The organism is Streptomyces sp. NPDC087906 (genome assembly GCF_055584925.1).
This window is the reverse complement of the sequence record NZ_JBVJLC010000007.1, coordinates 150667-171681: the sequence shown is the minus strand read 5'-3', so window position 1 is coordinate 171681 and position 21015 is coordinate 150667. Positions and strand designations below refer to the sequence as shown.

General features: G+C 70.6%; 24 protein-coding genes. 12 read left to right on the top strand and 12 right to left on the bottom strand.

From position 1 onward, the window contains the following. Positions 1-92: 92 nt before the first annotated feature. A complete protein-coding gene (locus ACZ63I_RS22005) occupies positions 93-389 on the top strand; it encodes a type II toxin-antitoxin system Phd/YefM family antitoxin (RefSeq protein WP_469340672.1) in 297 nt (98 codons plus the stop codon). A 50-nt stretch (positions 390-439) separates the two neighbouring features. Then, positions 440-637: a type II toxin-antitoxin system RelE family toxin gene (locus tag ACZ63I_RS22000; protein ID WP_469340671.1), complete on the top strand. Its 198-nt coding sequence runs from the start codon at positions 440-442 to the stop codon at positions 635-637. Positions 638-639: 2 nt separating this feature from the next. Here ACZ63I_RS22000 and ACZ63I_RS21995 read toward each other — a convergent pair whose 3' ends face one another. After that, a complete protein-coding gene (locus tag ACZ63I_RS21995) occupies positions 640-1041 on the bottom strand; it encodes a hypothetical protein (protein WP_469340670.1) in 402 nt (133 codons plus the stop codon). A 134-nt stretch (positions 1042-1175) separates the two neighbouring features. On the opposite strand from ACZ63I_RS21995, the gene ACZ63I_RS21990 reads away from it, so the two are divergent. After that, a complete protein-coding gene (locus ACZ63I_RS21990; RefSeq protein ID WP_469340669.1) occupies positions 1176-1802 on the top strand; it encodes a hypothetical protein in 627 nt (208 codons plus the stop codon). Positions 1803-1977: 175 nt separating this feature from the next. Here the strand turns inward: ACZ63I_RS21990 and ACZ63I_RS21985 are convergent, their stop codons facing one another. Next, positions 1978-2709, bottom strand: coding sequence for a SigE family RNA polymerase sigma factor (locus tag ACZ63I_RS21985; protein ID WP_469340668.1), 732 nt, complete (start codon positions 2707-2709; stop codon positions 1978-1980). A gap of 214 nt (positions 2710-2923) precedes the next feature. Between ACZ63I_RS21985 and afsQ1 the strand changes: the two genes are divergently transcribed. From afsQ1 to ACZ63I_RS21960, 5 genes are all read left to right on the top strand, one after another. Then, positions 2924-3601: a two-component system response regulator AfsQ1 gene (gene afsQ1 / locus ACZ63I_RS21980; RefSeq protein ID WP_198533391.1), complete on the top strand. Its 678-nt coding sequence runs from the start codon at positions 2924-2926 to the stop codon at positions 3599-3601. A 38-nt stretch (positions 3602-3639) separates the two neighbouring features. Further along, on the top strand, positions 3640-5199 hold the full coding sequence (locus ACZ63I_RS21975; RefSeq protein WP_469340878.1) for an ATP-binding protein: 1560 nt from the start codon (positions 3640-3642) through the stop codon (positions 5197-5199). 14 nt (positions 5200-5213) lie between these two features. Beyond that, on the top strand, positions 5214-5834 hold the full coding sequence (locus tag ACZ63I_RS21970) for a hypothetical protein (RefSeq protein ID WP_469340667.1): 621 nt from the start codon (positions 5214-5216) through the stop codon (positions 5832-5834). A gap of 75 nt (positions 5835-5909) precedes the next feature. Continuing rightward, the gene (locus ACZ63I_RS21965; protein ID WP_469340666.1) at positions 5910-6470 is read left to right on the top strand and encodes a VanZ family protein; all 561 of its coding nucleotides are present in this window, start codon (positions 5910-5912) and stop codon (positions 6468-6470) included. A 93-nt stretch (positions 6471-6563) separates the two neighbouring features. Continuing rightward, positions 6564-6767, top strand: a complete 204-nt coding sequence (locus ACZ63I_RS21960) for a PspC domain-containing protein (protein WP_469340665.1) — start codon at positions 6564-6566, stop codon at positions 6765-6767. Positions 6768-6861: 94 nt separating this feature from the next. Here the strand turns inward: ACZ63I_RS21960 and ACZ63I_RS21955 are convergent, their stop codons facing one another. Together ACZ63I_RS21955 and ACZ63I_RS21950 are read right to left on the bottom strand one after the other, a co-directional pair. Continuing rightward, positions 6862-7209, bottom strand: a complete 348-nt coding sequence (locus ACZ63I_RS21955) for an ATP-binding protein (RefSeq protein ID WP_328583315.1) — start codon at positions 7207-7209, stop codon at positions 6862-6864. A 137-nt stretch (positions 7210-7346) separates the two neighbouring features. Further along, positions 7347-8492 carry an adenosine deaminase gene (locus ACZ63I_RS21950; RefSeq protein ID WP_469340664.1) on the bottom strand — a complete coding sequence of 382 codons (1146 nt, stop codon included), beginning with the start codon at positions 8490-8492 and terminating at the stop codon, positions 7347-7349. Positions 8493-8712: 220 nt separating this feature from the next. Here ACZ63I_RS21950 and ACZ63I_RS21945 point away from each other — a divergent pair, with 220 nt between their 5' ends. Next, complete coding sequence (locus tag ACZ63I_RS21945; protein ID WP_469340877.1) at positions 8713-9393, top strand: alpha/beta hydrolase; 681 nt, start codon at positions 8713-8715, stop codon at positions 9391-9393. 57 nt (positions 9394-9450) lie between these two features. Here ACZ63I_RS21945 and ACZ63I_RS21940 read toward each other — a convergent pair whose 3' ends face one another. Further along, a complete protein-coding gene (locus ACZ63I_RS21940; protein WP_469340663.1) occupies positions 9451-10392 on the bottom strand; it encodes a LysR family transcriptional regulator in 942 nt (313 codons plus the stop codon). 63 nt (positions 10393-10455) lie between these two features. Between ACZ63I_RS21940 and ACZ63I_RS21935 the strand changes: the two genes are divergently transcribed. Both ACZ63I_RS21935 and ACZ63I_RS21930 read left to right on the top strand, forming a co-directional pair. Further along, positions 10456-11733, top strand: coding sequence for an MFS transporter (locus tag ACZ63I_RS21935; protein WP_469340662.1), 1278 nt, complete (start codon positions 10456-10458; stop codon positions 11731-11733). Between the two features lie 108 nt (positions 11734-11841). Continuing rightward, positions 11842-12828, top strand: a complete 987-nt coding sequence (locus ACZ63I_RS21930) for a sigma-70 family RNA polymerase sigma factor (RefSeq protein ID WP_469340661.1) — start codon at positions 11842-11844, stop codon at positions 12826-12828. 3 nt (positions 12829-12831) lie between these two features. Here the strand turns inward: ACZ63I_RS21930 and ACZ63I_RS21925 are convergent, their stop codons facing one another. Then, the gene (locus tag ACZ63I_RS21925; protein WP_469340660.1) at positions 12832-13128 is read right to left on the bottom strand and encodes an STAS domain-containing protein; all 297 of its coding nucleotides are present in this window, start codon (positions 13126-13128) and stop codon (positions 12832-12834) included. 70 nt (positions 13129-13198) lie between these two features. Between ACZ63I_RS21925 and ACZ63I_RS21920 the strand changes: the two genes are divergently transcribed. Then, positions 13199-13861 carry an HAD family hydrolase gene (locus tag ACZ63I_RS21920; RefSeq protein WP_469340659.1) on the top strand — a complete coding sequence of 221 codons (663 nt, stop codon included), beginning with the start codon at positions 13199-13201 and terminating at the stop codon, positions 13859-13861. A gap of 66 nt (positions 13862-13927) precedes the next feature. Here ACZ63I_RS21920 and ACZ63I_RS21915 read toward each other — a convergent pair whose 3' ends face one another. From ACZ63I_RS21915 to ACZ63I_RS21890, 6 genes are all read right to left on the bottom strand, one after another. Next, positions 13928-15205 carry a thymidine phosphorylase gene (locus ACZ63I_RS21915; protein WP_469340658.1) on the bottom strand — a complete coding sequence of 426 codons (1278 nt, stop codon included), beginning with the start codon at positions 15203-15205 and terminating at the stop codon, positions 13928-13930. A gap of 78 nt (positions 15206-15283) precedes the next feature. Beyond that, positions 15284-15679 carry a cytidine deaminase gene (locus tag ACZ63I_RS21910; RefSeq protein ID WP_469340657.1) on the bottom strand — a complete coding sequence of 132 codons (396 nt, stop codon included), beginning with the start codon at positions 15677-15679 and terminating at the stop codon, positions 15284-15286. Continuing rightward, complete coding sequence (locus ACZ63I_RS21905; protein ID WP_469340656.1) at positions 15676-16965, bottom strand: ABC transporter permease; 1290 nt, start codon at positions 16963-16965, stop codon at positions 15676-15678. The genes ACZ63I_RS21910 and ACZ63I_RS21905 overlap by 4 nt, the downstream gene beginning before the upstream one ends. Next, positions 16962-18092 (bottom strand): ABC transporter permease, encoded by a 1131-nt coding sequence (locus tag ACZ63I_RS21900; protein ID WP_469340655.1) that lies wholly within the window; start codon positions 18090-18092, stop codon positions 16962-16964. The genes ACZ63I_RS21905 and ACZ63I_RS21900 overlap by 4 nt, the downstream gene beginning before the upstream one ends. Then, a complete protein-coding gene (locus tag ACZ63I_RS21895; RefSeq protein ID WP_469340876.1) occupies positions 18089-19675 on the bottom strand; it encodes an ABC transporter ATP-binding protein in 1587 nt (528 codons plus the stop codon). Before ACZ63I_RS21895 ends, ACZ63I_RS21900 begins: the two co-directional genes overlap by 4 nt. Positions 19676-19893: 218 nt before the next feature. Beyond that, positions 19894-20958, bottom strand: coding sequence for a BMP family lipoprotein (locus tag ACZ63I_RS21890; protein ID WP_469340654.1), 1065 nt, complete (start codon positions 20956-20958; stop codon positions 19894-19896). Positions 20959-21015 lie beyond the last annotated feature (57 nt).

The following is a 21015-nucleotide window of genomic DNA, read 5'->3' as shown; positions in this document are numbered from 1 at the left end:
ACCGGGCAACAACGACGGCCCGCGTTCCCTCATTTGGGGGAACGCGGGCCGTTTTTGTCGTGGAGTAGCGTACGCAAGATTACACTTCCCGTATGAGCGAAGCACCCATACTGGACGGCCCTGAGCCCGCCGGGATAAGCGAATTCACCATGACCGACGCCCGCGCGAAGTTCGGCACGCTGGTTCGCCGTGTGGCGCACTCCCACGAGCGGATCGCGATCACGGATCACGGGCATGTGGCGGCCGTGCTGATCAACTCGCACGATCTGGAGGACCTTGAGGACGCGCGCGCGCTCGCCGAGTACCAGGCGGAAAAGGCGAACGGCACGCTCGTTACCGTGCCCCACGAAGAAGTGAAGCGCATGCTCGGGATCGAGCACGACTCGTGAGGTACCGGATCGAGTGGCGTCAGGTCGCCACGAAAGCCGCCGAGCGCTTCATGACCGAGGATCCAGCCGGATTCTTACAGGTGTACGAATCCCTGTTCCTGCTCGCCGACGAACCCCGTCCCCAAGGCTCGACCTCGTTCGGCTCGTGGGACGTCCGCCGCATCCATATCGGCCTGTACCGCGTCCTGTACGAGATCGAGGACGCGACCATCACGATCGCCGTCATCCATGTAGGCCGCGTCCCCTGACCTCAGCCCGGGAGCAGGTGCGTCGCCCGGCCGATGACCGGGAGGTCCTGGAGGGCACCGCCGTTGGTGACCGGGTCGGTGACCAGGGCCGTCGACAGCGGTTTGAAGTCGGCCACCTGCGTGCCCACCGCATTGTCCAGCGGGTCGACGCCCGTGTTGGCCAGCGGGTCGAGCTTCAGGCTCGTCAGCGGCGAGACGGCGCCCGTCGTCGAGTGGGTGAGCGCGCCGGTCAGGCCCTGGGTGGCCGCCGAGCCTGCGCCCGCGAGCAGGGGGGCGTCCGTGTCGGCGGCCGACGCCTGGGCCGCCGTGCCTGCCAGGCCGAGCGCGGCGCCCGCGGCGGTGACGGTGAGTCCGGCGCGCAGCAGAGTGCGGCGCTGGGAGGTGCGGGCTGCGTGACGTGCCATGAGATGTCCTGCCTGGCCGGGGGTGAGCGGAATGACACGAAGCGTAGTTGACCGCTGACTCCCCGTACCACTTCATCGGCCGAATCGGTCCCCGGGGATCCCCTGCGCGGGCGCATGCCGCAGACTGGTGTCCCGTGAGCTACCGAACCGCCCTGCCCCTCGTTGTGCTGCTCGCCGGCCCCTCGGGCTCGGGGAAGTCGTCCCTGGCCGCCCGTACGGGGCTGCCGATCCTGCGTCTTGACGACTTCTACAAGGAGGGTGACGACCCGACACTTCCGCTGGTCCCCGACAGCGCGGACATCGACTGGGACTCGGTGCGGTCCTGGGACGCGGACGCCGCCGTCGCCGCGGTGGCCGAGCTGTGCCGTACGGGTCGGACGACCGTGCCCGTCTACTCCATCGCGACCAGCTCGCGGGTGGACACGGAGACGCTCGACACGGCCGGCGCGCCGCTGTTCGTCGCCGAGGGCATCTTCGCCGCCGACATCGTGGCCCGGTGCGGCGAACTGGGGCTGCTCGCCGACGCGCTGTGTCTGCGCGGCCGTCCTTCGACGACGTTCCGGCGCAGGCTGCTGCGCGATCTGCGCGAGGGGCGGAAGTCAGTACCGTTCCTGCTGCGGCGCGGCTGGCGGCTGATGCGCGCCGAGCGGTCGATCGTGGCGCGCCAGACGGCGCTCGGCGCGTATCCGTGCGCGGGGCCCGAGGCGCTGGGCCGGATAGCGGAAGCGGCCAGGGGCCGCTCCGTCACGGTGACTTCGTAACACGGAGACATACGAACGGAGCCAGCCAAGACCCCCCGGCCTGGCTGGCTCCGCCGCACCCCCCGGTGCTGCCCCCCGTGATTCCCCCCGCTTTCCCCCGGTGTTCCCCCGTTCCCCCCGGTGTTCCCCCACCGCTCCCGCCGTCTCCCCCGAAACGGCAGGCCCCCCGCAGCCTTCAGGCCACCAACTCGCCGAAGGACTCTTCCTCGTCACGGCCGAAGCTGAGGACCTCGTCCTCGCGCAGCCGGCGCAGTGACCGCCAGATGCTCGACTTGACCGTGCCGACACTGATGTCGAGGATGTCCGCGATCTCCGGATCGGTGCGGCCCTCGTAGTAGCGCAGTACCAGCATCGTGCGCTGCAGCTCGGGGAGGCGCGCGAGCGCCTGCCAGAGCACGGCGCGCAGTTCGGTGCCGCGCATCGCGTCGGTGTCGCCCGCCGTCTCCGGCAGCTCCTCCGTCGGGTACTCGTTGAGCTTGCGCCGCCGCCAGGCGCTGATGTGCAGGTTCGTCATGGTGCGGCGCAGGTAGCCGCCGACCGCGGCCTTGTCGCTGATCCTGTCCCAGGCCCGGTACGTGGAGAACAGGGCGCTCTGGAGCAGGTCCTCGGCCTCGAACCGGTCGCCGGTCAGGTGGTACGCCGTCGCGTACAGCGAGGCGCGGCGCTCCTGTACGTAGGCGGTGAACGCGGCTTCGGCGTCGGAGGCGGCCGGGGCGTCCGAACGCTCCGCCGCCCTCGGCGTCCCCCCTGCCGCGTCCACGACCGTCATGTACGCCGGCTTGTGCTGGCGCCCGGCGCCGCGAACGCACCCCCGCCCGTTCACGGCGCCGGACTTCTCCGCGCTCCGTACGACGTCGTGCAGACGCGTGACCACCGCGCTCGAACTCGTCTCGTGCAGTGCGTTCATCTCGCGCCCCCCGTCGGTTGGAGTCTGCTTGCCGTGTGTCGAAAAGCTTGCCCACGCGATTTCATGGCCCTGTCCTTCGACTGTCACAGGGCTGTCACAGGGGGTCGCCGCCCTTGTGGAACCGAGCGGGAAACAGGCGGCTGAACAAGGGACGAAGAGCTGGGAGCGCTCCAACTGTCGAACTCCGGTCCCCCCATGGGCCAGAATGACCTCTGTGCCTTTCCTGTTGCTGATCGAGGACGACGACGCCATCCGCACGGCCCTCGAACTCTCGCTGTCACGCCAGGGCCATCGAGTGGCCACCGCGGCGACGGGAGAGGACGGCCTGAAGCTGCTCAGAGAGCAGCGGCCCGATCTGATCGTGCTGGATGTGATGCTGCCCGGAATTGACGGTTTCGAGGTGTGCAGGCGCATCAGGCGTACGGATCAATTGCCGATCATTCTGCTGACCGCGCGCAGCGACGACATCGATGTGGTGGTCGGCCTTGAGTCCGGCGCCGACGACTATGTCGTCAAGCCGGTCCAGGGCCGGGTGCTGGACGCCCGGATCAGGGCCGTACTGCGGCGCGGCGAACGGGAGTCGACGGATTCGGCGACGTTCGGCGGGGTGGTGATCGACCGCTCGGCGATGACGGTCACGAAGAACGGCGAGGATCTGCAGCTCACGCCGACCGAGCTGCGGCTGCTGCTGGAGCTGAGCCGCCGGCCGGGACAGGCGCTGTCGCGCCAGCAGTTGCTGCGGCTGGTGTGGGAGCACGACTACCTGGGTGACTCGCGGCTGGTGGACGCGTGCGTGCAGCGGCTGCGCGCCAAGGTCGAGGATGTGCCGTCGTCGCCGACGCTGATCCGTACGGTGCGCGGCGTGGGCTACCGGCTGGACGCGCCTTCGTGACCGACGCACCGGTGGGGGGCGGGACGGACACCGTCCCGGTGGATCCTGCGGGCCCGACGAAGAAGGCGATCCTGGCGGGGCTGCGCTGGACCAGTCTGCGGCTGCGGCTCGTCGTCGTCTTCGGGGCCGTCGCGCTGACGGCGGCCGTCTCCGCTTCGGGCATCGCGTACTGGCTCAACCGCGAGGCGGTGCTGACCCGTACGCAGGATTCGGCGCTCGACAGCTTCAAGCAGGAGATGCAGAACCGCGCCGCCGTACTGCCGTTGCGGCCGCGCCAGGACGATCTGCGCACCACGGCGCGGCAGATGGCCGGTGACAACACCGGGGACGACGTGCTGCTGCTGGGCGAGGACAGCGAGGGCAAGCAGATCGTGGGCGCGTCGGACCCGGACGCCTTCGCGCTGAAAGACGTACCCGACGCCCTGCGGCACGCGGTCAACGAGCGGCAGAAGGTCACGTCGGGCAACCGGTATCCGTACCACCTCTTCTGGCAGCGCACCGAGCGCGACGGCAAGCCGTATCTGGTCGGCGGCACCCGGATCACCGGCGGCGGGCCGACCGGTTATCTGTTCAAGTCCCTGGACCAGGAGCGGGCCGATCTCAACTCGCTCGCCTGGTCGCTGGGGATCGCGACGGGTCTCGCGCTGATCGGCTCGGCGCTGCTGGCGCAGGCGGCGGCCACGACCGTGCTCAGGCCGGTGCAGCGGCTCGGCGAGGCGGCGCGCCGGCTCGGCGAGGGCCGGCTCGGCACCCGGCTGCGGGTCTCCGGCACCGACGAACTGGCCGATCTCTCCCGGACGTTCAACAGCGCCGCCGAGTCGTTGCAGAAGCGGGTCGCCGACATGAGCGCCCGCGAGGAGTCGAGCCGCCGGTTCGTCGCCGACATGTCGCACGAGCTGCGTACGCCGCTGACCGCGCTCACGGCGGTGACGGAGATCCTGGAGGACGAGGCGGAGAACCTCGACCCGATGATCGCGCCGGCCGTGACGCTGGTGGTCAGCGAGACCCGCAGGCTCAACGAGCTGGTGGAGAACCTGATGGAGGTGACCCGCTTCGACGCGGGTACGGCGCGGCTCGTCCTGGACGATGTCGATGTCGCCGACCAGGTCACCGCGTGCATCGACGCGCGCGCCTGGCTTGACGCGGTGGAACTGGACGCCGAGCGGGGCACGATGGCGCGGCTCGATCCGCGCAGGCTCGACGTGATCCTGGCGAATCTGATCGGCAACGCGCTCAAGCACGGCGGGTCGCCGGTGCGGGTGGCGGTGCGCACCGAGGACGACGAGCTGGTGATCGAGGTGCGGGACCACGGCCCGGGTATCCCCGAGGACGTCCTGCCGCATGTCTTCGACCGCTTCTACAAGGCGAGCGCTTCCCGGCCGCGCTCCGAGGGCAGTGGCCTGGGGCTGTCGATCGCGATGGAGAACGCGCACATCCACGGCGGCGACATCACGGCGCGCAACGTGCCGGACGGCGGCGCGATGTTCGTGCTGCGGCTGCCGCGCGACGGGTCGGAGGCGGCCGACCGGGACGCCGACCGGGACGCCGACGGCGGCGGGGCGAGCGGCGGGGCGACCGGACGGGGCGAGGCGCGGTGAAGGGGCGGACGAAGGTGCGCTTGAGCGGTGCGGCGCTGGCGCTGGCCGGTGTCACCGTCCTCGCCGGCTGCGGGATCAGGACCACGTCCGTACCGGTCGACGCGGGGGCCGCGCCCTCGCGGATGCCGTGCGAGGTGGACAAGAAGGACGTCATCACCCGGTCGAGCCCCGGGGTGCCGGTCCGGGTCTATCTGGTGTGCGCCTCAGGGCTGGTGTCGGTGGAGCGCTCGGCGCAGATCCCGCTCCAGCGGACGGCCGGCGACCGGGAGAAGATCGCGCAGGCGCTGCTGGACGAGTTGCAGGCGCAGCCGTCGTCGAGCGAGCACGCCGCGGGCTTCACGACGTACGTCCAGCCGCCGCTGATCCTCGGCTCGGACCGCAAGGGCGATCCGCCGGGCACGCTGCGGATCAGCCGCCAGCCGGAGGATCTGGCGTCGTCGGCGCTGGCGCAGATCGTCTGCACGTTCGTGGAGAACGGCGCGACGGACGAGTCGCAGGCCCAGGCCGGGCAGGTGGTGCTGGGCGGTCCTGGCGACTACCCGGCGCACGGCTACCGGTGCGACAAAGAGCTGAAGACCCGGCCCGACGCGCCCGTGCCGACGTTCGGGCCACTGCCGTCCGCATCCGCCGAATGAGTGACTCCGGTCTCATGAGCCTGTTCGCCACGACCCGGCGGAACCGATACTGACGGCCGCCGCGTCTTGAAATTCGTGCGCCATGGTCCGGACGGCAATGCCGTCACCCGCTTGCGTAGGGCGGGATTCGCTCTCCTCCTCATGCATCTGCTGCTCGTGGGGTGGCTGACGCTCCGTCCCCTGGACGTGACGTGGGTGAGCGCGGCGAATCTGCGCCCCTTCGCCGGTATCAGGGCCGATGTGGCGCTCGGCCCCTTCGAGGCGGCGAGACGGATCATCGGCGGTGTCGTCCTGCTGGCCCCGCTCGGGGTGCTGCTGCCGATGGCGGGCGGCCGGCTCCAGGTCTCCCCCTGGGCCTCGCTGGCCCGTACGGTCGCGGCCGGCGCGCTGATCTCGCTGGGTATCGAGCTGTTGCAGACGGGGGTGCCGGGCCGGGTCGCTGACGTGGACTCGGTGCTGCTGGGCACGCTCGGCGTGGCGCTGGCGCATCTCGCGTTCGTACCGGCGGGCCGGGCGAGGCTGCGCCGCGAGCGGCTGGGCACCCGGGACGACGTACGGGCGGCGGAAGGCATCCCGCAGGAGGAGACCCCTGCGGGCGCGACCCCGACGATTCCCAGGGTCCGCATCGCACCGTAGAGCGAGGCACCGTTCCGCTTCCGGAGCGACCATGGAAGCAATGGGAGAGCACACGGAAGGTGCTCCCCGGACGGTCTCACGAAGGAGCCCACCATGGCCGCATCACTTGTCCGCCCCCGCGAAGGGCGCATGATCGGCGGAGTGTGCGCGGCGCTGGCGCGGCGCTTCGGCACCTCGGCGAACACCATGCGCGTGATCTTCGTGGTGTCCTGCCTGCTGCCGGGGCCGCAGTTCTTGCTCTACCTGGCGCTGTGGATCCTGCTGCCGGGCGAGAAGACGGCGTCCGCCGCCTGGTAGTCGTCACGACGAGTGGGGCGCGCACCCGGTGTCCGGGTACGCGCCCCACTGCTGTGCCGGTGCTGTGCCTGGCTGGTGCTGCGCCGGGCTCGGGTCAGCCGCCGAGCGGGATTCCGTTGACGGGCAGCCCGCCCTGCGCGAGCCCGTTGACCGGCAGCCCGCCGAGCAGTCCGCCCACCGGGTTGGCGGTCTTGACGGCGTCGAGCACCTGCGGGGACGTCTGCCGGACGGTGCCCAGCGCGCTGCGGCTCGCGGTCACCCCGTCCGACGCGCCCGCGGGGAGCTGCGAGGCGACCTCGTCGACGGGCAGGGTCTGGGTGACGGTGTCGAGCGCGCCGGCCGGGTCGGGCAGCGGCGCTGCGGACGCGCTGCCCGCTGCGGTGGCTGCGAAGGCGGCACCGAGGGCGACGGCACCGATGGTCTTGACGGCGGACTGCTTCATCTGAGATTTCGTCCTTGGGGAATGGGGAATCTGAGCGGCTCTGCAAGTTAGTCAGCGCCGCGCCCGTCCCGCAAACACCTGGAAGCGGCGGGAATTTCGTGTTTCCCGCCACTTCCGGATATATATGATGGACGTATTCAGGCGAGAGATTCGCTGGTCACAGCGGTCTGCTTGAACAGCCATTCGGACTTCAACTCGGCATATCCGGGCTTGATCACATCGTTGATCATGGCGAGTCGTTCATCGAAAGGAATGAATGCTGATTTCATCGCATTGACCGTGAACCACTGCATGTCGTCGAGTGCGTAGTCGAACGTGTCGACCAGCAGCTCGAATTCGCGGCTCATGCTCGTACCGCTCATCAGCCGGTTGTCCGTATTCACGGTCGCCCGGAAATGCAGTTTACGCAGCAGCCCGATGGGGTGCTCGCCGTACGAGGCGGCGGCGCCGGTCTGGAGGTTGGAGCTGGGGCACAGCTCCAGCGGGATGCGCTTGTCGCGTACGTAAGCGGCGAGCCTGCCCAGGGTGACCGAGCCGTCGTCGGCGACGGTGATGTCGTCGATGATCCGCACCCCGTGCCCGAGCCGGTCGGCGCCGCACCACTGGAGCGCCTGCCAGATCGACGGGAGTCCGAACGCCTCGCCCGCGTGGATCGTGAAGTGGTTGTTCTCCCGCTTCAGATACTCGAACGCGTCGAGGTGGCGGGTGGGCGGGAAGCCGGCCTCGGCGCCCGCGATGTCGAAGCCGACGACGCCCAGATCCCGGTAGCGGTTGGCCAGTTCGGCGATCTCCAGGGCGCGCGCCGCGTGCCGCATCGCGGTGAGCAGGGCGCCGATCCTGATCCGGTGGCCGCTCTCCCTGGCCAGCCGCTCGCCTTCCCTGAAGCCCGCGTTGACGGCCTCGACGACCTCTTCGAGGCTCAGCCCGCGCTCCAGGTGCTGCTCGGGCGCGTAGCGCACCTCCGCGTACACGACGCCGTCCTCGGCGAGGTCCTGCGCGCACTCCGAGGCCACCCGGAACAGCGCGTCACGCGTCTGCATGACGGCGCAGGTGTGCGCGAACGTCTCCAGATAGCGCTCCAGCGAACCGGAGTCGGCCGCCTCGCGGAACCAGATGCCCAGCTTGTCCGACTCGTGCTCCGGCAGCGCCTCGTAGCCGACCTCGCGGGCGAGTTCGATGATCGTGCCGGGGCGCAGTCCGCCGTCCAGATGGTCGTGGAGAAGGACCTTGGGCGCACGGCGGATCTGGTCGGCTGTGGGCGGTCGGGAGGTCTGGCTCGTCATGTGCACATGGTAGCTCCTACGCGCGTAGAACCAGGAGGGTCGATACGTAACAGTGACCGTGCCGAGGGGTGGCGTACACCTGACCTTCTGAGACTGTTCTGTTATGGGACAGCAGTCAGTTCCCGCGGGCGGCGGATCGGGGCATATGCAGCACACAGAACCACAGGCGCAGTTGGGGCGCGCGGTCGTGGCGGCGCCGGGCGGCGCCTCGGTCGGGGGCGTGGTGCTCGTGCTCCCCGCCGGCGAGGCCTTCTCCCTACGCAGACCGACGCGCGTGTCGCGGGCCGCCGCGCTGCCGCTCGCCAAGTCGCTCGGCAGAGCGGGCGCGCCCGAGGGGCTGCTGGTGCACGTGGTGCGCTACCGCAGCCGCGGCTGGAACGGCCCCGACGCGCATCCGTCGGCGGACGCCGAGTGGGCGGTGGACGAAGTCGGCCGCCGCTACGGCGATGTGCCGGTCTGCCTGGCCGGGTACGGGATGGGCGGCCGGACCGCGCTGCGCGCCGCCGGGCATCCGGCGGTCAACTCCGTGCTGGCGATGGCGCCTTGGCTGCCGGCGGACGATGCGGCCGAGACGGCGGAGCCGGTGCGGCAGTTGGTCGGGCGGCGGGTGCTGATCGTGCACGGCACGAACGACACGCGCACCGACCCCGAACTCTCCTTCCGGCTGGCCGAACGCGCCAAGAAGGCGAACCGCGACACCTGCCGGTTCGAGGTGCACTCGGACGGCCACGCGCTGCGCCAGCACCACGCCGAAGTCCTCGCGCTGGCCACGGACTTCGTCATGGGCTCGCTGCTGCCGCGGGCGTACTCCCGGCCGGTCGCCGACGCGTTCGCCGCGCCGCCGCCGCTGGGGCTGCGGATGCCGCTGGCCGCCGGCTTCGGGCGGTCGCTGCGGCCGTAGAGCCGCCGGGGGTTCCGGCGCGCTCTGTCACGGCCCCTTGACGGCCCTCAACGGGTCTCAGTCGGGGAGCAGTTGGCCGCGCCGGGAGAGCAGGAACCGCTTGAACGCGGCGACCGGCGGGGTGTCCTCGTGGCCGTCGAGCCAGGCGATGCCGATCTCCCGTACGGCTCGCGGCGCCGTGACGGCCAGCTCGACAACTCCCGGGCGCGGCACCGCCGGTGGCGGCAGCAGCGCGACGCCGAGCCCGGCGGCGACCAGACCGCGCAGGGTCTCGGCCTCCTCGCCCTCGAAGGCGACGCGCGGCCGGAAGCCGGCCTCGGCGCAGAGGTCGTCAGTGATCCTGCGCAGCCCGTAGCCGGGTTCCAGGGTGACGAACGCCTCGTCGGCCGCCTCCGCCAGCCGGACCCGGCGCCGGGCGGCGAGCGGGTGGTCGTCGGGGACGACCAGCCGCAGCCGCTGCTCGTCGAGCCGGTGGCCGACCAGGTCGGGGCTGTGCGGCACGGGCGAGGTCAGACAGAGGTCGAGCGTCCCGGCGCGCAGCCCCTCCAGCATCGCCTCGCCGTAGTTCTGCACGAGTTGGAAGCGCACGCGGGGGTGGTCGGCGCGGAAGGCGCGGATCAGCGCGGGCACGGTCTCGGAGCCCATCGTGTGCAGGAAGCCGAAGACGACCCGCCCGGACGCCGGGTCGGCGTCGGCCCGTACGGTCTCGGCCGCGCGCTCCACCTCGGCGAGGGCCCGCTCGACGGCCGCGAGGAAGGTCCGGCCCGCGTGGGTGAGCGCGACCGTACGGCCCGTGCGGGCGAACAGGCTGACGCCCAGGTCCTGTTCGAGCCTGACCAGCGCCCGGGAGAGGGTCGACTGCGGGACGCCCAGCTCCTGCGCGGCCCGGGTGACATGTTCGTGGCGGGCGGCAGCGGCGAAGTGCGCGAGGCGCGGCGCGAGCAGTTCGGACCAGGACTCGGGGTCCTGATGCGGCCGTGAGCTGGGTTCATGCACCATGGGAACGATTATGGCGTTTCCGCGCATTGGACGCATGAGTGAGCGGGTCCTTACGTTCGGGTCATGCCGTCAGTCAGCACCGAGCAGATCAGCGGTGGCCGGGTGGCCGCCGCGCCCGCCGCACCCACCGCACCCACCGCGCCCGCCGCGCCCGCCGACACCCGGCTGTCCCCCGGGCAGCCCGGCTACCGCCGGATGAGCCTCGCGCTCTTCGCCGCGGGGGTCGCGACCTTCGCCCTGCTCTACTCGACGCAGGCGCTGCTGCCCGCCGTGTCCGCCGGACTCGGGGCCACGGCGAGCCAGGCCAGTTGGACGGTGTCGGCGGCGACCGGCGCGCTCGCGCTGTGCGTGCTGCCGCTGAGCGCGCTCAGCGAGCGGTTCGGCAGGCGCACCCTGATGACCGCGTCGCTGGCCGTCGCCGTCGCGCTGGGCCTGCTCGTGCCGTTCGCGCCGAACCTCGACTCGCTGATCGCGCTGCGCGCCGTGCAGGGCGCGGCGCTCGCCGGGCTTCCGGCGTCGGCGATGGCGTTCCTCGCCGAGGAGGTACGGCCGAAGGCGCTGGTCGCCGCGATCGGCATGTTCGTCGCGGGCAACAGCATCGGCGGGATGAGCGGCCGGATCCTGACCGGCTGGGTGGCCCAGCTCTGGGGCTGGCGGGTGGCGCTCGGCGTGGTCGGGCTGCTGGCCGTGGTGTGCGCTGCCGTCTTCCGCGCGCTGCTGCCGAAGGCGCGGCACTTCACCCCGCGCCCGCTGAGCGTGGCCGGGCTCGCGCGGACCGTGCGCGGTCATCTGAGCGATCCGCTGCTGCTGCGGCTGTACGCGATCGGCGCGCTGTTCATGACGGTGTTCGGCGCGGTCTACACGGTGATCGGCTACCGGCTGGTGGCGGCGCCGTTCAGCCTCCCGCAGGGCATCGTCGGCTCGGTCTTCCTCGTCTATCTGGTCGGTACGGTCTCCTCGGCGACCGCGGGCCGGCTCGTCGAACGCCTCGGCAGGCGCGGCGCGCTGTATCTGGGGGCCGGTACGGCGGCGGCCGGGCTGCTGCTGACGCTGTCGGACGCGCTGGCCGCCGTGCTGCTGGGGCTCGTCCTGATCACTGCGGGCTTCTTCACCGGCCACGCGGTCGCCTCGTCGTCGGTGAGCCGTACCGCGCGGACCGGCCGCGCGCAGGCGTCCGCGCTGTACCAGTCGGCGTACTACCTGGGCAGCAGCGCGGGCGGGGCGCTGGGCGCCGCCGCCTTCCACGCGGCCGGCTGGGGCGCGACGGTGCTGCTGGGGCTGCTCGCGGTCGCCGGCGTCGCCGCCGTCACGCTGTACGGGACGTACGCGGCCCGCCGCTGACCTCGCCGGCCACCGCTGTCACCTGGGAGTTTCGCCGTGCGGCCGCGATTGTCAGTGGCCTGCTGTAGCTTCCGAAGGACAGGCGACCGAGCGGCACCGAGGTGACTCATGACTGAGCTGGCGACGACGGAGAATCTGGACGTCCGGCTGGAGAAGCACCGGACGGAGCTGACCGGCTACTGCTACCGCATGCTCGGCTCCGCCTTCGAGGCCGAGGACGCCGTGCAAGACACGATGGTGCGGGCGTGGCGCAGCTTCGACAAGTTCGAGGGCAGGTCCTCGCTGCGGTCGTGGCTGTACCGCATCGCGACGAACGTCTGCCTGGACATGCTGAACGCGGGCAATCGCAGGGCCCGCCCGATGGACCTGTCGGCTCCGACGCCGGTGGCGCAGGCGCAGCTCAACAGCCGCCCGGAGGTCACCTGGCTGGAGCCGGTGCCGGACGGCCGGGTGCTGCCTTCGGTGACGGACCCGGCGGAGGCCGCTGTGGAGCGCGAGACGATCCGGCTGGCCTTCATGGCGGCGTTGCAGCATCTGCCGCCGAAGCAGCGGGCGGTGCTGATCCTGCGCGAGGTGCTGGCCTGGAAGGCGAGCGAGGTCGCCGAGCTGCTCGACACGACGGTCGCCTCGGTGAACAGCGCGCTCCAGCGGGCGCGGGCGACGCTCGCCGAGTCGGCGCCGGCCGCGACGGACACGGCGGATCCGCTGGACGAAGAGCAGAAGGAGCTGCTGGAGCGCTATGTCGCGGCCTTCGAGGGCTACGACATGAAGGCGCTCACGGCGCTGCTCCACGAGGACGCGACGCTGTCCATGCCGCCGTACGACCTGTGGCTGCAGGGCCACGACAACATCGTCGGCTGGATGCTCGGTGTCGGATCGGTGTGCCGCGGCTCGCGGCTGGTCCCGGTCGTCGCCAACGGCTCACCGGCGTTCGCCCACTACCACCAGGCGGAGGACGGCAACGGCCACACGCCGTGGGCGCTGATGGTCATCGAGATCGTGGACGGCCGGATCACGGGGATCAACTCCTTCCTGGACACGGACCGCTGGTTCCCGATGTTCGACCTGCCGATGCGGCTGGAGGCGACCGAGTGAGGCTCACTCGCCGTCCTCGGCGAGTTCGGCGAGCCCGACGAGATCCAGCAGCAGCCGCAGCTCCCGGCCCGCGCCCCGCACCTGGACCCGGCGCCCGCTGCGGCCGGCGAGCAACCGCAGCCGGGCCAGGGCGCTGACGGCGTCGAGGCCCGGCCGGGTGAGGCCGCCGACGTCGCAGACGACATCGGCACCCGCCGGGGCCCGCGCGTCCAGCGCCGCCCAGTCGTCGCAGAGCCTGCGCACATCGGCCGGGGTCGGCCGGCCGGTCAGGACGAGGACGATCGGTCTCGTGTCAGCCACATCTACAGTGACCGGGGCAACGGCCAGAACTCATCGCAGCCGCTCGTACACAGCCCGTACGCTGCCGGTCATGACCCACGATCCTGTCGAACTGGTGATATTCGACTGCGACGGTGTCCTGGTGGACAGCGAGCGCATAGCCGTCCAGGTGGACGCCCAGGTCTTCGCCAAGCTGGGCATCCATTTCACGGAGGCGGAGATCGTCGAGCGGTTCGTCGGCTGCTCGGCGGAGGACTTCGACGCGGCGGTCGAGGAGCGTCTTGGCCGCCCTCTGGAGCCGGGCTGGCACCGCGAGTTCACGCACCTCTACGACGCGGCGTTCGCCGCGGGTCTCACGGTGATCGACGGAGTCGGCGACGTCCTGGAACGGCTGGGCATCCCGTTCTGCGTCGCCTCGAACAACAGCCACGACGGGATCCGCCGGAATCTCACCACGACGGGCCTGTACGGCCACTTCGAGGGCCGCGTCTTCTGCGCCTCCGACGTGGCGCGGGGCAAACCCGCCCCGGACCTGTTCCTGCACGCGGCCCGCACCCTGGGCGTCCCCCCGGCGCGCTGCGCGGTGGTGGAGGACAGCCCGTACGGCATAGCGGCGGCCAGAGCGGCCGGCATGCGCGCCTTCGGCTACAGCGGCGGCCTCACCCCGGCCCACCGCCTCATCGGCCCAGGCACAGTGGTCTTCCGCGACATGCGCGACCTCCCGGCCCTGCTGACGGGCCGCCCGGTGAACTGACGGCGGCCATTTCCCGCCGTATTTCTACGGCGGGAAGGCCCCGGCCAGAGTGCTGCGCCCCCAGGGTCAGGCGATACGTTCCCGCACCACCGGGGTCGGCTCGTACGCCGTTCCCGACGCCGCGATGTCGTACGCGTCCGCCAGTGCCTCCTGCGCGTAGGCGAACTTTTCCGGGGTGTCCGTGTGGAGGGTCAGGAGGGGGGCGCCCGCTGTCACCGTGTCGCCCGGCTTCGCGTGGAGTTCGATGCCCGCACCTGCCTGGACCGTGTCTTCCTTGCGGGCGCGGCCCGCGCCCAGGCGCCAGGCCGCTACGCCTACGCCGTACGCGTCGAGGCGGGTGAGGACGCCGGTGGCCGGGGCGGTGATGACGTGCTGTTCGCGGGCCACCGGGAGCGGAGCGTCCGGGGCGCCGCCCTGGGCTGCGATCATGCGGCGCCAGACGTCCATCGCCGAGCCGTCGGCCAGGGCCTTCTCCGGGTCGGCGTCCGTCAGGCCGGCTGCGTCGAGCATTTCGCGGGCCAGGGCGAGGGTCAGCTCCACCACGTCGGCCGGGCCGCCGCCCGCCAGGACCTCGACGGACTCGCGGACTTCGAGCGCGTTGCCCGCCGTCAGGCCGAGCGGGGTCGCCATGTCCGTGAGCAGGGCGACCGTGCGGACGCCGTGGTCGTTGCCGAGGCCCACCATGGTCGAAGCCAGTTCGCGCGCGTCCTCGATGGTCTTCATGAAGGCGCCGGAGCCGACCTTCACGTCCAGGACGAGCGAGCCCGTGCCCTCGGCGATCTTCTTGGACATGATCGACGAGGCGATCAGCGGGATCGCCTCGACCGTGCCCGTCACATCGCGCAGCGCGTACAGCTTCTTGTCGGCAGGGGCGAGACCGTCACCCGCCGCGCAGATCACCGCGCCCGTGGTGTCGAGGACGTCCAGCATCTCGGCGTTGCTGAGGGTGGCGCGCCAGCCGGGGATGGACTCCAGCTTGTCGAGCGTGCCGCCGGTGTGGCCGAGGCCGCGTCCGCTGAGCTGCGGCACGGCCGCGCCGCACGCGGCGACGAGCGGGGCCAGCGGCAGGGTGATCTTGTCGCCGACGCCGCCCGTCGAGTGCTTGTCGGCGGTGGGCCGCGACAGCGCCGAGAAGTCCATCCGCTCGCCGGAGGCGATCATCGCCGCCGTCCAGCGGGCGATCTCCGCCCGGTTCATGCCGTTCAGCAGGATCGCCATGGCCAGCGCCGACATCTGCTCGTCGGCGACCTCGCCGCGCGTATAGGCGTCGATCACCCAGTCGATCTGCTCCGGGCTGAGTTCGCCCCGGTCCCGCTTGGTGCGGATGACTGAGATGACGTCCATGACGGTCCTTTCGAAATTCACACGTGCAGGGAAAAGCGGCCCCTCCGCCGCCGGATCGCGGCGACGGAGGAACCGGTCTCAGTTCAGATGCTGCGGGCCGAACGCCTGCGGCAGCATCTGATCGAGGGTGCGGAGCCCCTCCGGGGTCTCCAGCACCAGGGCGGGGCCGCCGAACTCGTACAGCAACTGGCGGCAGCGCCCGCACGGGACCAGCACATCGCCGGCCCCGTCGACGCAGGTGAAGTGGGTGAGCCGGCCGCCGCCGCTGAGCAGCAGCGCAGAGACGAGGCCGCACTCCGCGCACAGGCTGATGCCGTACGAGGCGTTCTCCACGTTGCAGCCGGTGACCGTACGGCCGTCGTCGACCAGCGCCGCTGCCCCGACCGGGTACTGGGAGTACGGCGCGTACGCGCGGGACTTGGCGTCCCGCGCGGCGGCGCGCAGGGCCTCCCAGTCGACGGCGCCCGCCGTCACTGGCCCTGCCCCCTTCGGTAGCGCATCCCGTCGGCCTTCGGCATCCGCAGCCGCTGCGCGGACAGCGACAGCACCAGCAGTGTGACGACGTACGGGGTGGCGCCGACGAAGTCGTCGGGCACGGTGTCCGTCAGCAGGTACCAGACCAGGATGACCGCGGCCATGACCGCGCTCGCGATCGCCTGGACCTTGGCCTTCTTGTACGCCTTCCACGCGGCGAGCAGCACGAGCAGCACCACCAGCAGGAGCAGCAGCGCGTGCACGGTGTCACCGCCGTTGCGGAGCTGGAGCGCGTCGGAGAAGCCGAACAGGCCCGCGCCCATGGCGAGTCCGCCCGGCCGCCAGTTGCCGAAGATCATCGCGGCGAGACCGATGTAGCCGCGCCCGCCGGTCTGGTTCTCCAGGTAGATGTGCGAGGGGACGGTCGCGAGGAACGCCCCGCCGAGCCCGGCGAGCCCGCCGGAGATCGCCACGGCCATGTACTTGTACGAGTACACGTTGACGCCGAGCGACTCGGCCGCGATCGGGTTCTCGCCGCACGAGCGCAGCCGCAGCCCGAACGGGGTCTTCCACAGCACCCACCAGGTGGCGACGAAGAGCAGCGCGGCGAAGATCGTCAGCACCGAGAGGTTGGTGATCAGACCGCCGAGGATGCCGGCGATGTCGGAGATCAGGAACCAGTGGTGGCCGGCCAGGGAGTTGAGCCCCGAGGAGAGCCCGGGGATCGTGACGTCGGGGATCGAGTCGACGGGCGGCGACTGCTTGGGGTTGCCGCCCGCCTCCAGTGCCTTGCCGGAGTTGAAGAAGATCTTCGCGAGGTACTGGGTGACGCCGAGGGCGAGCAGGTTGATCGCCACACCGGAGACGATGTGGTCGACACCGAAGGTGACCGTGACCACGGCGTGCAGCAGGCCGCCGAGCACCCCGAAGCCGACGCCGGCGAGCAGTCCGAGCCAGGGGCTGGACTGCCAGCCGATCCAGCCGGCGCCGAACGTGCCGAGGATCATCATGCCTTCGAGGCCGATGTTGACCACGCCCGCGCGCTCGGACCAGAGCCCGGCGAGGCCGGCGAGGCCGATCGGTACGGCGAGCCCGAGGGCGGCGCTGATCTGGCCGACGGAGTCGAGCTGGTCGGAGCCGGTGAGCACCCGGACGGCGGAGATCAGTATCAGCGCGCCCGCGATGATCAGCAGGATTCGCGAGAAGGACAGCTTGGACCGGCGGGATCCGGCGCCCGGTGCCTTCGGGGCCGCGGGAGGCGGGGTCTCGGTCATCGTGGCGGTCATCGCGCCACCTCCAGCTTCTCGGTCGTGACTGCCTGGCCTGCGAGTTCGGCGCCGACCCGCTGCTGCTGGCGCTTGAGGCCGTAGCGGCGTACGACTTCGTAGGCGATGACGACGCACAGGACGATGACGCCCTGGATCACGCCGAGGATCTCCTTGTCGTAGCCGATGAGTTCCAGATGGTTGGTGGTGCGTTCCAGATAGCCCCACAGCAGTGCGGCCAGCGCGATACCGACGGGGTTGTTGCGGCCGAGCAGGGCGATGGCGATCCCCGTGAAGCCGATGCCGAGCGGGAAGTCGTTGCTGAACTGGTGGCTGTCGTTGAGCAGCGTCGGCATGCCGATGAGGCCGGCCATGGCGCCGGACAGCAGCATGCTGGTGACGATCATCTTCTTGACACTGACACCGCTGGCCGCCGCTGCCGACTCCGACTGGCCGACGGCGCGCAGGTCGAACCCGAAGCGGGTACGGCTGAGCACGAACCAGTAGCCGATCCCGGCGACGGCCGCGATGACGATGAAGCCCCACAGCTCACCGGCGGCGCCGGTGTTGATGCTGAAGAACCACGCCGACTCGGGCAGGCTCTTGGTGGAGACGAGGGTGCCGGCCTGGTCGAGCTGGCCGAGCCGCTCCGGCTGGAGCAGATAGGCGATGATCGCGGTGGCGATGGAGTTCAGCATGATCGTCGAGATGACTTCGCTGACCCCGCGGGACGTCTTGAGGATGCCCGCGATGCCCGACCACATGGCGCCGACGAGCATGGCCACCAGGATGATGACGATGATCTCGATGATGCCCGGCAGATGCAGCGTCGCGCCGACGACGGCGGCGAAGAAGGCCGCGATGCGGTACTGGCCGTCGACCCCGATGTTGAACAGGTTCATCCGGAAGCCGATGGCGACGGCGACACCGGCGAGGTAGTACGTCGTCGCCTTGTTGAGGATGTAGACCTGGCTGTCGCTCGCTGAGCCGTACGACAGCATGTCGTTGAAGGCGTCGAAGGGGTTCTTGCCGGTGGCGAGGATGACCAGCGCGGTGACGATCAGCGCGGCGACCAGGGCCAGTACGGGGGCGGCGACCGCGAGGGCCAGCCGCTCCTTGTCGAACCGGGAGGTGAGGGTCTTCTTCATCGGTTCTCCTCCCCGGTGCCACTCGTGCCACTCGTGCCGCTCGTGCCACTCGTGGCGCTGGTGGGACTCGTGGCGCTCGTGTCCAGATGGCCGCTCGCGGCGCCCGTCATGGCCGAGCCCAGTTCCTCGGGGGTGATCGTGGCGGGATCGGCGTCGGCGACCAGCCGGCCCCGGTACATGACCCGCAGGGTGTCGGACAGGCCGATCAGCTCGTCCAGGTCGGCGGAGATCAGCAGGACGGCCAGGCCCTCGCGGCGGGCCGCGCGTATCTGGTCCCAGATCTGCGCCTGCGCGCCGACGTCCACGCCGCGCGTGGGGTGGGCGGCTATCAGCAGCTTGGGGGTGTGGCTCATCTCGCGGCCGACGATCAGCTTCTGCTGGTTGCCGCCGGACAGCGAGCCCGCCGTGACCTCGATGCCGGGGGTGCGTACGTCGTACTCGCGCACGATCCGCTCGGTGTCGGCGCGCGCGGCCTTGCCGTCGAGCAGTCCGTGCCGGGAGCTGGGCGCCTCGGTGACATGGCCGAGTATGCGGTTCTCCCAGAGCGGCGCTTCGAGCAGCAGTCCGTGCCGGTGGCGGTCCTCGGGGATGTAGCCGATGCCGGCCTCGCGGCGCTTGCGGGTCGGCGCGTGGGATATGTCGGCGGTGCCGAGGGTGATGACCCCGCCGTCCGGGTCGCGCAGGCCCATGATGGCCTCGACCAGTTCGGCCTGCCCGTTGCCCTCGACCCCGGCGACGCCGAGGACTTCACCCTGGTGGATGGTGAAGCTGATCCCTGCGAGCACGTCCCGTACGACACCGTCGGTGTCGGTCGCGGTGAGCGTCAGGTCCTCGATCCGCAGCATGGGGGTGTCGGTGACGGTCGACTCGCGCGTCTCCGGGGAGGGCAGTTCGCTGCCGACCATCAGCTCGGCGAGCTGCTTGGAGGTGGTGGAGCGCGGGTCGGCGGTGCCGACGGTGGTGCCGCGGCGGATGACGGTGATCTCGTCGGCGACCGACAGCACCTCGCCCAGCTTGTGGGAGATGAAGATGACGGTGAGGCCCTCGGACTTGAGCCCGCGCAGGTTGTCGAAGAGCGCCTCGACCTCCTGCGGGACAAGGACCGCGGTCGGCTCGTCGAGGATCAGCGTGTGGGCGCCCCGGTAGAGCACCTTGAGGATCTCGACGCGCTGCCGGTCGGCGACACCCAGCTCCTCGACGAGGACGTCGGGGCGTACGCCCAGGCCGTACGCGTCCGAGATCTCCTGGATCTTGGCGCGGGCGGCGGAGCCGATGCCGTGGAGCTTCTCGCTGCCGAGAGCGACGTTCTCCAGGACCGTCAGGTTGTCGGCGAGCATGAAGTGCTGGTGCACCATGCCGATGCCGCGCGCGATGGCGTCGGCGGGGCTGCCGAAGGTGACCTGACTGCCGTCGACGGTGATGGTGCCCTCGTCCGGCTTCTGCATGCCGTAGAGGATCTTCATCAGGGTCGACTTGCCGGCCCCGTTCTCACCGCAGAGCGCGTGGACGGTGCCTCGGCGGACGGTGATGTCGATGTCGCTGTTGGCGACGACACCGGGGAAGCGTTTGGTGATGCCGCGCAGTTCGACGGCGGGCGGGCTGGACGCGTTGATGGCGCACTCTCCTCGGAGGAAGGAGCGTTGGGGCGGGGGGCGTTGGGTGACGCTAGCGCGTCAACTCCCGCCTACGCGCGTAGAGTTGACACATCGTTATGGGCCCGGCGGGAGGGGGGATGGGCACCTCCCACCGGGCCCATGTCCACGTCAGGACGCGGGGCCTGAATCCCCGCGCCCTGCTCGGATCACGGGGTGGTCTTGACCTTGACCGTACCGTCGATGATCTTCTTCTTGGCTTCGTCGATCTTGGACTGGATGTCCGTGATGAAGTTGCCGCTGGTGGTCAGCGAGACACCGCCCTTGGCGAGCGAGTACGTGTTCGTGCCGACCATCGGCTTGCCGTCCTTGACGGACTTGATCAGGTCGTAGACACCGACGTCGACGTTCTTGACGACCGAGGTCAGGATCGAGCTCTTGTACTTGGCGAGCTGCGCCTGGTTGTACTGGTCGGAGTCGACGCCTATCGCCCACGCTCCCTTGACGCCGTTGACGGCCTCGATGGAGCCGGAGCCGGACGAGCCGGCCGCCGCGTAGATGACGTCGGCGCCCTTGTCGAGCATGCCCTGGGCGGCGGCCTTGCCCTTGTCGGGGCTGGCGAACCCGGAGGTGTCGGAGCCGTGCGACAGGTACTGGACGTCGACCTTGATCTTCGGGTTGGTGTCGTGGACACCCTGGACGTAACCCGCCTCGAACTTCTTGATCAGCGGTACGTCGACGCCGCCGATGAAGCCGACGTGGTCCTTCTTCGTCTTCAGCGCGGCGGCGACACCGCCGAGGTAGGAGCCCTGCTCCTCGGTGAAGACGATCGAGTCGACGTTCTTCTGCTCGACGACCGAGTCGACGATGCCGAAGGTGACGTTCGGGTACTTGGCCGCCACCTTCGTCATCGAGTTGGCGTACGCGAAGCCGATGCCGACGACGGGGTTGTAACCGGCCTCGGCGAGCTGCGAGAGGCGGTCGACCCGGTCGGCCTCGGTGTCCGTGGTCTTGGCGGTCAGTTCCTTGATCTCGCCGCCGAAGTCCGTCTTCGCCTTGTCCAGGCCGCGAGCGGCGGAGTCGTTGAAGGAGTGGTCGCCGCGGCCGCCGACGTCGTAGGCCATACCGACCTTGACGCCGCCCTTGGCGGATGAGGAACTGGACGGCTCGTCGTCCTTGGCCTTGTCGGCCGACGTGCTGCCACACGCGGTGACAGAAAGACAGAGCGCGGCGGAGGCGATCCCCGCCGAAGCGAACTTGGTTACCCGGCGCAAGAGGGGTCCCTTCAACCTGACCGAAGCGCCTCTTCCGGCGCTGGTTTCGCGGCGATC

Bases quoted from the DNA above. Each gene is read 5' to 3' on its own strand.
- ACZ63I_RS21940 (WP_469340663.1), bottom strand. From the start codon at position 10,392: ATGGTGCATGAACCCAGCTCACGGCCGCATCAGGACCCCGAGTCCTGG.
- ACZ63I_RS21900 (WP_469340655.1), bottom strand. From the start codon at position 18,092: ATGAAGAAGACCCTCACCTCCCGGTTCGACAAGGAGCGGCTGGCCCTC.
- ACZ63I_RS21905 (WP_469340656.1), bottom strand. From the start codon at position 16,965: ATGACCGCCACGATGACCGAGACCCCGCCTCCCGCGGCCCCGAAGGCA.
- ACZ63I_RS21935 (WP_469340662.1), top strand. From the start codon at position 10,456: ATGCCGTCAGTCAGCACCGAGCAGATCAGCGGTGGCCGGGTGGCCGCC.
- ACZ63I_RS21930 (WP_469340661.1), top strand. From the start codon at position 11,842: ATGACTGAGCTGGCGACGACGGAGAATCTGGACGTCCGGCTGGAGAAG.
- ACZ63I_RS22005 (WP_469340672.1), top strand. From the start codon at position 93: ATGAGCGAAGCACCCATACTGGACGGCCCTGAGCCCGCCGGGATAAGC.
- ACZ63I_RS22000 (WP_469340671.1), top strand. From the start codon at position 440: ATGACCGAGGATCCAGCCGGATTCTTACAGGTGTACGAATCCCTGTTC.
- ACZ63I_RS21955 (WP_328583315.1), bottom strand. From the start codon at position 7,209: ATGAAGCAGTCCGCCGTCAAGACCATCGGTGCCGTCGCCCTCGGTGCC.
- ACZ63I_RS21920 (WP_469340659.1), top strand. From the start codon at position 13,199: ATGACCCACGATCCTGTCGAACTGGTGATATTCGACTGCGACGGTGTC.
- ACZ63I_RS21985 (WP_469340668.1), bottom strand. From the start codon at position 2,709: ATGAACGCACTGCACGAGACGAGTTCGAGCGCGGTGGTCACGCGTCTG.
- ACZ63I_RS21960 (WP_469340665.1), top strand. From the start codon at position 6,564: ATGGCCGCATCACTTGTCCGCCCCCGCGAAGGGCGCATGATCGGCGGA.
- ACZ63I_RS21950 (WP_469340664.1), bottom strand. From the start codon at position 8,492: ATGACGAGCCAGACCTCCCGACCGCCCACAGCCGACCAGATCCGCCGT.
- ACZ63I_RS21995 (WP_469340670.1), bottom strand. From the start codon at position 1,041: ATGGCACGTCACGCAGCCCGCACCTCCCAGCGCCGCACTCTGCTGCGC.
- ACZ63I_RS21915 (WP_469340658.1), bottom strand. From the start codon at position 15,205: ATGGACGTCATCTCAGTCATCCGCACCAAGCGGGACCGGGGCGAACTC.